The organism is Staphylococcus sp. HMSC34C02, from assembly GCF_001838705.1.
Taxonomy (GTDB): Bacteria; Bacillota; Bacilli; order Staphylococcales; family Staphylococcaceae; genus Staphylococcus; species Staphylococcus borealis.
Genome location: NZ_KV838585.1, coordinates 64,064 through 77,429 on the forward strand (window position 1 = coordinate 64,064; position 13,366 = coordinate 77,429).

General features: G+C 36.0%; 12 protein-coding genes and 2 riboswitches. All 12 genes read left to right on the forward strand.

The features are described from left to right. The first annotated feature begins 17 nt into the window (after positions 1 to 17). Positions 18 to 118: riboswitch (SAM riboswitch) on the forward strand. A gap of 73 nt (positions 119 to 191) precedes the next feature. The 12 genes from HMPREF3239_RS12485 to HMPREF3239_RS07505 all read left to right on the forward strand — a co-directional run bounded on the left by HMPREF3239_RS12485 (position 192) and on the right by HMPREF3239_RS07505 (position 13,361). Then, positions 192 to 362, forward strand: coding sequence for a hypothetical protein (locus HMPREF3239_RS12485; RefSeq protein WP_174841336.1), 171 nt, complete (start codon positions 192 to 194; stop codon positions 360 to 362). Between the two features lie 176 nt (positions 363 to 538). Continuing rightward, positions 539 to 703 carry a hypothetical protein gene (locus HMPREF3239_RS12490; RefSeq protein WP_176747959.1) on the forward strand — a complete coding sequence of 55 codons (165 nt, stop codon included), beginning with the start codon at positions 539 to 541 and terminating at the stop codon, positions 701 to 703. A 28-nt stretch (positions 704 to 731) separates the two neighbouring features. After that, entirely contained in the window at positions 732 to 1,400 is a 669-nt protein-coding gene (locus HMPREF3239_RS07460) for a response regulator transcription factor (RefSeq protein ID WP_070855216.1), read from the forward strand. Between the two features lie 2 nt (positions 1,401 to 1,402). Further along, the gene (locus HMPREF3239_RS07465) at positions 1,403 to 2,299 is read left to right on the forward strand and encodes a sensor histidine kinase (protein WP_070855217.1); all 897 of its coding nucleotides are present in this window, start codon (positions 1,403 to 1,405) and stop codon (positions 2,297 to 2,299) included. Positions 2,300 to 2,483: 184 nt separating this feature from the next. Next, on the forward strand, positions 2,484 to 3,233 hold the full coding sequence (locus tag HMPREF3239_RS07470) for an ABC transporter ATP-binding protein (RefSeq protein WP_053028952.1): 750 nt from the start codon (positions 2,484 to 2,486) through the stop codon (positions 3,231 to 3,233). Position 3,234: 1 nt separating this feature from the next. Beyond that, positions 3,235 to 5,226: an FtsX-like permease family protein gene (locus tag HMPREF3239_RS07475; protein WP_070855218.1), complete on the forward strand. Its 1,992-nt coding sequence runs from the start codon at positions 3,235 to 3,237 to the stop codon at positions 5,224 to 5,226. Between the two features lie 90 nt (positions 5,227 to 5,316). After that, a complete protein-coding gene (locus HMPREF3239_RS07480) occupies positions 5,317 to 6,240 on the forward strand; it encodes a DUF4064 domain-containing protein (protein WP_070855219.1) in 924 nt (307 codons plus the stop codon). A gap of 354 nt (positions 6,241 to 6,594) precedes the next feature. Then, a riboswitch (TPP riboswitch) is annotated at positions 6,595 to 6,695 on the reverse strand. A gap of 232 nt (positions 6,696 to 6,927) precedes the next feature. Then, on the forward strand, positions 6,928 to 8,127 hold the full coding sequence (locus HMPREF3239_RS07485) for a 5,10-methylene-tetrahydrofolate dehydrogenase (protein ID WP_070855220.1): 1,200 nt from the start codon (positions 6,928 to 6,930) through the stop codon (positions 8,125 to 8,127). Beyond that, complete coding sequence (locus HMPREF3239_RS07490) at positions 8,124 to 9,245, forward strand: 5,10-methylene-tetrahydrofolate dehydrogenase (RefSeq protein WP_070855221.1); 1,122 nt, start codon at positions 8,124 to 8,126, stop codon at positions 9,243 to 9,245. Before HMPREF3239_RS07485 ends, HMPREF3239_RS07490 begins: the two co-directional genes overlap by 4 nt. A gap of 183 nt (positions 9,246 to 9,428) precedes the next feature. After that, complete coding sequence (locus tag HMPREF3239_RS07495) at positions 9,429 to 10,232, forward strand: zinc-ribbon domain-containing protein (RefSeq protein WP_070855222.1); 804 nt, start codon at positions 9,429 to 9,431, stop codon at positions 10,230 to 10,232. Positions 10,233 to 10,585: 353 nt separating this feature from the next. Beyond that, entirely contained in the window at positions 10,586 to 11,317 is a 732-nt protein-coding gene (locus HMPREF3239_RS07500) for a phosphoadenylyl-sulfate reductase (RefSeq protein WP_070855223.1), read from the forward strand. A 175-nt stretch (positions 11,318 to 11,492) separates the two neighbouring features. Next, complete coding sequence (locus HMPREF3239_RS07505) at positions 11,493 to 13,361, forward strand: assimilatory sulfite reductase (NADPH) flavoprotein subunit (protein WP_070855224.1); 1,869 nt, start codon at positions 11,493 to 11,495, stop codon at positions 13,359 to 13,361. Positions 13,362 to 13,366: the final 5 nt, after the last annotated feature.

Below are 13,366 nucleotides of genomic sequence, written 5' to 3' on the forward strand. Positions count from 1 at the left end.
TATAAATAAAATAGTTTGTCTTATTAAGAGTGAGTGGAGGGAATTGGCCCTATGAAGCTCCAGCAACTGCGTTTGACGTGAGGTGCTAAATCCAACAGGGATTCCTGAAAGATAAGAAGATGTCGGTGAGCGCTTCTTATTTAAGGAGGGCTATTTTATTTACCCAAATTTATAAAAAGGTGGTAAAACATATGGCAACATTGCAAGAGCTATTTGAACAATTAGATTATTGGAAGCAGTATTCACCAAAGCGTTATGGTGGAAGTATGATGAAAGTGGCTAAGATAGGAGAAACTAAAAAGCAAATATACGATAGTGTTTCTATTGAGGATATTAGAACGTACATCTTAAATAAAAAGTAATAATGGATTTTCATCGGCATAAATGATTAGACATTATAGTATAAGAAGCGGTACGTTGAAATCGTTATGATTTTGGTATCGCTTCTGTTTTATGATGTTCATTTTATAAGTAAAGTTGTAAAATGAAGACGAAGACGATGTAGCTATCGACTATAAGAAATAGAGGTGTTCAATCGATGATATTAATTATGTTATCACCACTACTTATCATTGGATTTATCGCATTATCAATCATGGAAGAACGTAAGCGTAAAAAACGAACTGAACATAAAGATGCAGAATTAGAAAAGGAAAAGAACAAAATTTCAAATCCTGACTATGATGATAATGATAAAGCATAAAATTAACGTGTAATGAAAGGTGAGCAATATGAAAGTATTAATCGTGGAAGATGACTTTGTCATTGCGGAAAGTTTAGAGCAAGCGTTAGCGCAGTGGCATTACGATGTCATTGTGGCCAAACAATTTGATAATATTCTTGATGAGTTTCAAACACATCAACCACAACTTGTGTTGCTCGATATCAATTTACCAACATATAATGGTTATCATTGGTGTCAAGAAATTCGTAAGACATCTAATGTGCCAATCATGTTTATTAGTTCAAGAACGGATAATATGGATCAAATTATGGCAATCCAAATGGGCGGCGATGATTTTATTGAGAAACCATTTAATCTATCGCTGACTGTGACTAAGATTCAAGCATTACTACGTAGAACGTATGATTTAGCAGTCTCTAATAATGAAGTTACGGTCAAAGATTGCAAGCTTGTTGTAGACGAAGCAACGCTTTACCACAATGATGAATCCGTTCAATTATCTTTTACCGAATTACAAATTTTGAATATGCTGTTTCGTAATGAAGGTAAGTATGTCAGTCGTACAGCTCTAATTGAAAAGTGTTGGGAATCTGAGAATTTTATCGATGACAATACGTTAGCAGTAAATATGACGCGTTTGCGTAAGAAATTACAATCAATCGGTATTGTAGATTTAATTGAAACGAAGAAGAATGTTGGATATAAGGTGTCGTAATGATGGTGAAAGCATTTTTAAAATCGATTTTAAATGAAATCATTATTGTCGTGATGTTTCTGCTATTGTTTTTACTTATCTTCTTTCTCTTTAATTTGCCACTGAGTGCCTATGTATTGGGTGCAGGAATTATACTGTTTATCATGGTTATCTACTGGTTAGTACAGTTAAGTGGCTTTAAAGCGGAAGTTAAGAAGGAAGATTTGATTCATGAACTTGAATATGAACTGCAACATGTTAAGAGTAATCAAACTGCGTATCAAGAGAGTGTGGAGAACTACTTCTTAACTTGGGTGCATCAGATGAAGACGCCTATTACAGCATCTAAATTATTATTAGAACGTAACGAAGAGAATGTCGTCAATCGTGTACGCCAAGAAATTATTCAAATTGATAATTATACAAGCTTAGCCTTAAGTTATTTGAAACTAATGAACCAGGAAACGGACATGTCCTTTTCAAAGGTATCCATTAATGATTTAGTGCGGCCATTAATTATGAAATATTCGATTCAATTTATTGACCAGAAGACTAAGATTCATTATGAACGGTGCGAAGATGAGGTGCTCACAGATGCACAATGGTGTTCAATCATGATTGAACAACTATTGAATAATGCGTTGAAGTATGCTCGAGGGAAGGATATTTGGATTACGTTTGATCAACAACAACGCGTCTTAACCATTCGTGATAATGGTATCGGCATTAGTCGAGCGGACTTACCGAAGATCTTTGATAAGGGCTATTCAGGTTATAACGGTCGGTTGAATGACAAATCATCTGGTATCGGCTTGTTTATCGTTAAACATATAGCGCGACATTTACATCATCACGTAGATGTTCAGTCTGAACTTAATCAAGGTACCGCATTTAGTATTTATTTCCCGAAAAATAATTAAACTTTCAATATTGTAAGCTAGCCAACAACATTTGTAAGAAATTATCAATGTTGTTGGTCTTTTTTTGTTTTATGATAGAGATAACAATAAAGCACTTGAAGTAGTCTTAGCACAAAGCATAGGATGCCATCTTGAATAAGACTACTTTAGATAACAGAACTTTTAAGAAAGTGAGGGTAAGACGATGTTATTAGACGTTAAGAATGTAAAGAAAACGTTTGGTAGAGGACTGAATGCGACGACAGCGCTGAATGGTATTTCGTTCACCGTTAATAAGGGTGAGTTTGTAGCGATTATGGGTGAATCGGGTTCAGGTAAATCTACGTTACTAAACTTAATTGCCACGTTTGATAAAGTGTCTGAGGGTCAGATCACAATTAATCATCAAGATATTCGCAAGTTACGTAATAAACAAATTGCACATTTCCGTCGTGATAACCTTGGTTTCGTCTTTCAAGATTTCAACGTGCTGCCAACGATGACCAATCAAGATAATATGTTAATGCCCCTCGTTCTTGCGAATCGTTCGCATAAAGTGATGGCGGAACGGATTAAATCGTTGAGCGCTAAGCTAGGTGTTGAGACATTGCTTAATAAATATCCATATCAAATTTCGGGTGGTGAACAACAACGTATTGCGATTGGTCGTGCCTTAATCAATGAACCGGATTTATTACTTGCAGATGAGCCAACGGGTGCGCTCGATTCAAAGACATCTAAACAAATTATGACGTTGTTTCGTGATATTAATGATCATGCACAAACGATACTCATGGTCACTCATTCAACCATTGATGCCGCTTATGCGCAACGCGTATTGTTTATTAAAGATGGCCGTTTGTATCATGAAATCTATCGAGGAGAGGAATCGCAACAAGCATTTCAGAAACGTATCGCTGATAGTTTGGCCATTCTAAATGAAAGAGGGGACTAATATGACCATACACTTGTTATGGAAAATGATTGCTCAGAATTTCAAAATGCAACGACATGTCATTATGCCCTTCATACTGGCACTGGGTATCATGTTCGCAGCTGAATTTATTCTACTGTCACTTAATATGAATACATATGTGCAACAACGTAGTCAGCTATTGCCGATATTTATTGGCATTGGCAATTTCTTTATGAGTGTCTTGGGGTTCATATTTATCTTATATGCGAACCGCTTCATAATGAAACGTCGTCAGCAAGAACTTGCGATGAATATGATACTGGGCATGGAGAAGAAACATTTCCGATTGATTATGCTGATTGAAATGTTATATCAGTATATCTTCATTGCACTCATCAGTATTATCGGTGGCTATCTCTTTGGTGTGTTAATCTTTATGCTGATGAACAAACTGATGCATCAAACGGGTATGTCAGTCATGGATTATCCGTTTAATGTGAACGCAATGCTTATTACATTAGCCTTACTAGCAGCAGTGATGTTATTGCTATTCTTCATTAATAACGTGAAAATCATGTTCCAAAGTCCTATCAAATTAATTTCTCAACGTCAGAGGTCTGAAAGAAAGCTACCACAATTTGTGTTGTATATCTTGCTCGTTATTGGCATCATTACGTTATTTAGCAGTTATCATATTGCCCTTTCTAATCAAATGATCTTGCGCTCGCTATATAATTTGTTCGGTGCCATTGGGTTGGTCATGATTGGGACGTATTGCTTATATTTATCGTTAGGCGTTTTACTATTAGATTGGTTAAAGCGTATTCCAAGTTTGTATTATAATCCGAAATATTTCTTTACGATTTCAGGTTTACAATCTAGGATGAATTCGAATGCCATTGGGCTCGCGAGTATTACGATGTTATGTACCTTTTTAATTGTCACTGTTGGCATGACGATTTCAACGTATCGTGGCATATCGAATCAAGTGGATGCCATTATCTCAGATCAATATAGAGTTTCAATCAATGGTAATATTCATAATAATCCGAAGACCCAGGAGAAGGTGCGTTATTTAGAACGTGATATTCAAGCACATGCTAAAGTTGATTTCTTTAAAAAGAATGCAGTTTCACTCATTGCGGTGGATTACAAACAACCAGGATTATTTAAACATCGTAATAATAAAGATTATAATATGACGATTAATAGTGCCTATCTCGTGATTATGACACAGCACGATTATAATGAGCTAAACACGAAGAAGGTTAAGTTGAAACATGGTGAATTAGGATTTGAAAGTTTAAATCAACCTTTTAAAAAATTAAGCACGGCAACAATGATGGGAGACCAATTTAATATTAAACAAATAGATGGTCATAACTATTCCTATCCAGTTCCAGGATCGTTAACTATTATTACTCCAGATGATAAGACATTCCAACAATTAACCAATTATTATGTCAATGCTGATAAGAACGACCATCATGGCACGCAGAAAGTTCAAAACACATTTATGCATTTTAATATCATGACAAAGCACACATCTGACTTTGATAAAGTGAAAAATAAACTAATGCAACGCTATAAAGTGAGTATTGATGATAAAAGAGAAGTGGCAGGCACATTATATGAAATCAATGGTGGGCTTATCTTTATTGGAACGGTAGTGTCTATCATTCTATTCATAGGTACATTCTTAATGATGTATTATAAAAATGTTGCAGAAGGTTATGAGGATCGTAAAAATTATCAAATTATGCAGCAAGTGGGAATTGAAAAAGCGCGTATTAAAGCTACCATTAATAAACAAATTATCTGGATATTTGCATTACCGATTATTGTGGCAACGATGCATGTGATCTTTGCCTCCAAGATTATATTTAATGTTTTAGGCATTCTCAATGTGAACCGCATTGGTGTGTTTGTGACCAGCTATGTCGGTGTCATCATATCGATTGTTGTGATTTACGCCTTAATGTATTGGATTACCTCACGCATTTACTACATGATTGTTAATCGATACCATTAAATATTTGCGTTAGAAATTTGTTATACTTTTTGGAAAATAAGTGTAACCTAGTCCGCGCAAGGGTATAGAACAAGAAAAGGAGGCGTAAAAATGGCTAATCAAACAAACGATTATACATCGCATCAAACGCAAAACAACAAAATTAAACGCACAGTAGAACATATTCTTACTTGGTTAGGGGTTGCATTACAAGCATTAATTGCAATCATGTTCTTAGTTCTTAAACCATTAATGAGTAATGATAGTTTCAAAGATCAAATGATTAGAGAGTCTCAAAATCAAGGTAATACACTCTCTGCATCTGAAATGAACCAAGGTTTCGATGCCTTAGGTAGCTTCTTCAGTTTCTTAACTTGGGGTGCCGTGATTACATTGGTATTAGCAATCATCGGTGGTATTCTTATTAGTAAGAAACCTAAAATCGCAGGTATCTTATTAATTATTGCAGCACTAGTTGCCATCATGTCTAACTGGATTAGTGCTATCCTTTGGATTGTAGCAGGTATCATGTTATTAGTAAGAAAAGGTAAGAAGAAAGACACTTATGACAATGGTTACTACGACAACAATAACCGTAACCATGACTATGATAACCGTCATGACGATAAAGCGGTTAACGCTAAAAATAATGCCTTTATTTTAGATGAAGAAGATAAAGCAAAAGAACAAAGCGCAATTAAAGAACATTATTCAAATGATGATGTGCATCATGATCGTCAGCAACATTCTAATGAGGATGTGCACAATGGTAGCCATCAACATTTAAATCATAGTGATGATAACAATCGTTACGTAAATACGCGTCATGATTCTGAACATAATGTGGACCATGACCGAGATGAACATAACAACCATACGCAATATGGTTCTCGTAGCGATAGATATCAAGATGAAGCGCATAAGGATGTAAGTGATTTTGAACAATCACAAGACAATCATAAAGATCAAGATTTTGTACGTGAAGAAGCGGACAAATTGAAAGATAAAAAAGATAACGATCCTTACAAATATTAAAAGTTGAGTCGTTTAAAGAGTGAGACGAATGTCTCGCTCTTTTTAATTGCAATAAAGAAGTCGGCGACGCTCCTAAGTTAGCATCACCGACGTTACGTTAATTTCTATTATACGGATAAATGAATTGGATAAATAAAATGAATTTTCTATAATGCTACTAGTCTGAGTTTCTCTCAGACACGACCTACATCACTATGGCACACATGCTACAATAATCAAGTTGTCTGGCAGTCACCTCTATTACGCTGTTTAAAGTAAAAAATACGCAACCTTCACACATAGGAAAGTCACGTAAATGATAGATGTAAGCTTATATGAAATAAGGCATAGTTATCTAAACCTTAAATATGATCTACAATTCCGTCCACACTTTCCTACGCTAGTACGACCTAGTTCAGGTTCAAAGGGTTTGGAGTCATACTCCATCTCAGTTTAAAACACCCCTAGTGCATATATTTATACTATATATTTAATTTAGTAGTTTTAAATCTAGAAGTCAAGGCTATACAATGATGCGTTGTGATTATAGCGTGATAAATTAATATAATAATATTAACTAATTTTATTGTAAAAAGTATTCTTATTATCATAAAATGAACATTGCATCATTTTGATCATCGTGAAATAATCACTTTTCAAAATAAGACATCGTTAAACGAATACATCGTAAATGGAAGGAGGTTCAACATGACCTATACGATTGGGTTAGTGCCATCGCCAGGTGTAGCACATAAGCTAGTGGAACATGCGATACCTAAAATCAAACAGCAGTTGCATGAACGTATTGATGAAGTGGATGACTGGCACTTCGAGCGTAAAGTAGATTTGTTAATAGGTTCTGCTGAAGATGTGCGTGAAAGTATTGATAAAGCTGCTGAGTTGAAGGAAAAACATCAATGGGATGTCGTCATCTGTATTACGGATTTACCAAGTATCTCCGGTAATAAAGTCGTGATTAGTGACTTTAATAGTGAGAAACGTGTGTCAATGCTCTCATTACCTGCGCTAGGTTGGATCGATCTAGAACGTAAGTTAGTGAAAAGTATGACAACGCTCGTCGAACAGTTATATCACAATAATACGAAAGAACGTCCGAAAGTGCATCCGCTTATTCAGCCTAAAGCAGTTGACCCTAGAGAAGATGATAGTCCAAAGAGACGGTATATTAATCGGTTCTTAATATTAGGCTGGATTCAACTTATTTTAGGTTTGACACGCGCAAATGAGCCATGGAAGAACTTGTTTAATTTCAAGAAGATTATTTCGGTTGCGTTTGCCACTGGGACTTATGTATCCATCTTCTCGATGCCATGGGAATTAAGTGTTCAATATTCAACCATCAGATTTATTGTTCTCATGATTATTTCTATATTAGGGATGGCTGGATGGCTATTATATGCGCATCAACTATTTGAAGAAAAGACGGCGAAATCACAACGTGTGTATCGTTATACCTATAATGCAACGACATTACTCACTTTAGTCATGATTACATTGATGAATTATATTGTTTTATATGTATTACTTTCCATCAGTGTCTCATTATTCGTACCTGTGAGTTTATTTAATAATTGGACAAGTGCGAACCCTGACTTTACATTTGTGAATTATTTAAAATTATTATGGTTTGTATCCTCACTTGGGTTATTAGCCGGGGCAATGGGTTCCACTGTAGAGAATGAAGAGAAGATTCGTCGCATTACGTATTCGTATCGTCAGTATCATCGTTATAAAGAAGCGCAACAAGAAGAAAAAGAGAAAGAAGCACAACAATCACAAGACGTATCACATCGTGAAGTTGAACAGTCTTCATCAAACAATGAAAGCAATGATGATGAATCCTATGAAGGTAAGAAACAAGACCATAGAGAGGAGGATGACGCATGAATGAAGCGAAAACAATCGGTTTAGTTGTAGCACCGGGTGTGACAGAGAAACTTGCTGAAAGTTTAATGGACGATATTCCGAATATCCTGTCTCACCAGAATAACAACCAACACGAGTGGAAAGTGGACCTTGTGGTTGATCCTCTGACTGGTTATGCTGAATCGGTAGGGAAAATTTTCAAAAAAATACAAGACTATCATGATCAGCGCCAATGGGATTATGTTGTAGCTATCACAGATTTACCTATGTTTCATAATGAACGTGTGTTAGCATTGGATATCAACAAGAAGAACGGCGCGGCTGTATTCTCGTATCCTGCATTTGGTTGGCGCCCGGTTAAGCAACGTTTCAAGAATGCGATTATAGCAATTATTAATGAAGTGCATCATTCTGAAGCGGAAAACAGTGACTATGATAGCCATAATGAGGTCGCATACGCAGTTAACAAACAATTCCCATTTTCTAAAATTGAAAAAACTGAAGTGCGTCTAGATGAAACAGGCAATGATCATTTACGCTATTTATCTAACACACGGTCAATGGGAATGATTCGTCTCGTTAGTGGTATGACCTTTGCGAATAACCCGCTTAACATGATGGCCAGCTTAAGTAATATTGTGGCAATTGCTTTCACTACAGGCGCATTCGGCTTAATATTTACCACTATGTGGCAGATGAGCATGGAATTCTCAATGTGGCGCCTCTTTGGTATCTCAGTGATTGCAGTGTTAGGTATGTTGCTTTGGATTATGATGTCCCATGATTTGTGGGAGTCAGTAAAACAAAGTCGTAATAAACGCATTACATGGTTATATAATTTAACTACTGTGATGACACTATTTGTAGCGATTATTATTTATTATTTTATTCTCTACATGTTATTTTTAATTGCTGAATTGGTATTATTACCAGCTGATTTTCTAGGACAACAGGTTGGTTTGAAAGGGCCGGCTGGCATCGATTTATATCTTAGCATTCCATGGTTCGCAGCATCTATTTCGACTGTTGCAGGTGCTATTGGTGCTGGACTATTGAATGACCAATTAATTAAAGAAAGTACGTATGGTTACCGACAACAAATGCGATATGATGACAGAAATCAGAACGAGAATGATTAAATTGAAGTCGAGAAGCGCAATGCGTTTATCGGCTTTATTTTTTTAGACACGATTAAAAAATGATAGAAAATCACGGTTGCTTACTTTAAAATGAACTATAACGTGGATGTCGACATAGATAAAAGACCTAATCTCACACCCAACATCTAGATTTAACAGCATGAAGTGAAAGAAGGTAATATCATGAGATTTTGTCCTAAGTGTGGTAACAAGCTGATAAACGAGCAACATTTTTGTAATAGATGTGGCTATGATTTACATCTATTTGAAGATATTTCAGAAAGCGTGCAATATGAACCGTCTACTCATAAAACAAGGATTTGGCCATTTGTATTAATTGGGTTGGTCGTTATTGGCATTATCGTCAGTTGTTGTTTTGCGTATTATCATTTCTTTTTAAAGGAAACAGAACATCCAAAACAGACTGCGACTACGACGACGCATGTGAAGAAAGAGAAAGCGACAACGGATGAAGATAAAGTGTCTAACGATCCTGTTAAAGCTGAAAAGCAAAAAGCCAAACAAAAAGAAGATGAAAAGCACAAAGTGACAGATACGACGCAATTACAAGGCCCTAAAATTGATGTCATGAGTGAAGATTTCCATAGATCATTTATGCAAAAGGATACAAGGGATGCTTATATGGGCATTAAACTAGGCATGACTAGAGCAGAAGTAGAGAAACGATATGGAATTTCAAATCGTGTCTTTCATAAAATAGGAATGGATTATCTTTATACCATTTATGGGAACTTAGCAGTGGCCTATAAATTGAAAGGTAATACTGAAGTAGTAAGAGAAATTGGCGTTTCACCTTCAAATGTTGACGAACGTACATTTATTAGTAAATACAGCGATTATGAAGAAAACAGTGATGCGGGAGTTTATATTTATAATACTGTGAAAAATAATGGCTTTGAAATTTTAGTAGACACAGATAACGGTAAAATTGCACTTATACAATGTATACCTGAAAATCATGACTAGAGAAAAATTACAACAAGAGTTAGATAATATAATAACGCTATTTTGCAAATTTGCAGTAGCTGACTGATTTGAAAATACGCTTAAATCAATCTTTTTTCAAAACTAGTCATCCTTAAGGTGGCGGGCGGAGCCCCACCAAATAGAACTTCATCAAAAAATTATACAAGCAAAGAGTTGGGCGTGGGCGACGAATTTAAAGAGAATTCTGTTCCACTCCCTACTTCTTTTTATATTTCTCTCCAGCACCTTGACTTTATAGCCGAAACTCGATAAAGTAGTAACATATTATTCTGACAATTCTGATAGGTATTAGATTAATAAATTTGTGAAATTTTAGGGGGGACCATAAGTTTATGTCAGTACCGGCAATTACATATGAACATTTTGAAGGTGACCCTTTCATTGATACGATGTCTACTGATGACGCTACGAAAGGCGCGTATCAAATATTAGAATGGGCGTATCGCACATATGGTGATTCCATTGTTTATTCATGTAGTTTTGGAGCGGAAAGTATGGTGTTAATTGATTTAATTTATCAGATTAAGCCTGATGCACAAATTGTTTTTCTAGATACGGATTTACATTTTCAAGAAACGTATGACTTAATCGATAATGTGAAAGCACGTTTTCCAAAGCTTCGAATTGAAATGAAGAAGCCCGATTTAACCCTTGAGGAGCAAGCTGATAAGTATAATCCTGCATTGTGGAAGAATAATCCTAATCAATGTTGTTACATTAGAAAGATTAAACCTTTAGAAGAGGTGTTAGGTGGAGCTGTAGCTTGGGTTTCAGGTTTGAGACGCGATCAATCGCCAACACGTGCACATACCAATTTCATTAATAAAGATGAGCGTTTCAAATCAGTTAAAGTGTGTCCATTAATTTATTGGACAGAAGATGAAGTTTGGGATTATATCAAGAAGCATGAGTTACCTTACAATGCATTACATGATCAACATTATCCTAGTATTGGTTGTATTCCATGTACGTCGCCTGTATTTAATTCGGATGATTCTAGGGCCGGACGATGGTCTAATTTTGATAAAACAGAATGTGGCTTGCATGTTGCTGATAAACCATAATACGTATGGGTAAAATTTTTTGAATATAAAACATAGTATTCTGATATGTTTTATATTTAGGGTGGCAAATTATGCCTGGTAATAGTGTACAGATGGGCATATTTCTTACATAATAAAAGTAGTATAAAGCTATTATCAAATCATTGTTATTTTACGGAATAAGAGGTGGATGCAATTGAATTTAAGTGTTACAAATAGTCCTTTTACAGAAGGGCAAGCGGCACAAATTAATGAACTATTACAAACACTTACGCCTGAACAAAAAGTATGGTTAAGTGGATATTTAGTAGCTAACCAACAATTAACATCAAATGGAGCGATACCATCACAAACTGCTTCACAGTCAGTTAATCAAGACGGGTTAACGGAAGGTACAGAGGCAATGCTCAAACAAAATGAACCTGTGCTTACACCAGAAAAAAGAGCAATCACACTCTTATATGGTTCAGAAACAGGTAATGCACAAGGTTTAGCTGAAATATTTGAAGAGCGACTATCAAATATCGGTCATAACGTGACATTGAAAGCGATGGATGATTTCAAACCTAAGCATCTTAAAAATGTTGAAGATTTATTCATAATTACGTCTACGCAAGGTGAAGGAGATCCGCCTGACAACGCAGCAGAATTACATGAGTTTATTCATGGTCGTAAGGCACCTAAGCTTGAAGGCGTACGCTTCTCAGTGCTTGCTTTAGGTGACCAAACGTATGAATACTTCTGTCAAACAGGTCGCGACTTTGATAGAAAGTTAGATGAATTAGGGGCAGAACGTATTTATGATCGTGTTGATTGTGACGTAGATTATGAAGAAGACGCTGAAAAGTGGATGGCTAACGTTATCAATGCAATTGATACCGCACCGGAAGGCACTCAAAATGAGCAAATTGTGAGTGAGTCTATTAAATCAGCGAAAGAGAAGAAATTCTCTAAAGCTAATCCGTATCAAGCAGAGGTCTTAGAAAACATTAATCTTAACGGCCAAGGATCTAATAAAGAAACGCGTCATATTGAGTTTCTATTAGATAACTTCGGTGAAGATTATGAAGTTGGTGACTGTTTAGTCGTGCTACCTCAAAACGATCCGGCATTAGTTGATTTACTAATAAGCACATTAGGTTGGGACCCGAATGATCAAGTTCAAATTTCGGATGAAGGTGACACACTAAGCTTGGAAGAAGCGCTAACGTCTCATTTTGAAATTACGAAGTTAACGAAACCGCTTCTAATCAATGCGGCAGCATTCTTCGAAAATGATGAACTTAAAGAAAAAGTCAATGATAATGAATGGGTTCAAAATTATATTGCAGGTCGTGACTTAATTGATTTATTAAATGACTTTGCGACAACAGAATTGCAACCTGAAAATTTATATCAATTATTAAGAAAATCACCACCTAGAGAATATTCAATTTCAAGTAGCTACGAAGCGCTACCAGATGAAGTGCATATTACAGTTGGTGCTGTCAGATATAACGCGCATGGTCGTGACCGCTCAGGTGTATGTTCCGTTCAATTTGCTGAACGTATTCAACCAGGTGACACAGTACCGATTTACTTAAAACGTAATCCAAACTTTAAGTTCCCTAAAGAGGGCGATACACCAGTAATCATGATTGGTCCTGGTACAGGTGTTGCACCATTTAGAGCTTACATGCAAGAACGTGAAGAACATGGCTTTAAAGGTAATACGTGGTTATTCTTCGGAGACCAGCATTTCACTACGGATTTCTTATACCAAACAGAATGGCAAGAATGGTTGAAAGACGGCGTGCTAGGTAAGATGGATGTGGCCTTCTCACGTGATACAGATGAAAAAGTATACGTCCAACATCGTATTGCTGAACATAGTAAAGAATTTAATGAATGGCTTCAAAATGGTGCTTCAATTTACATTTGTGGTGATGAAAAACACATGGCGAAAGATGTACATGAAGCTATCCGCAGCGTTCTAGTGAAAGAACAACGCTTATCTGAAGCGGATGCTGAAGCATATCTTAAACAAATGAAGAAGGACAAACGTTATCAACGCGATGTGTACTAATAGAA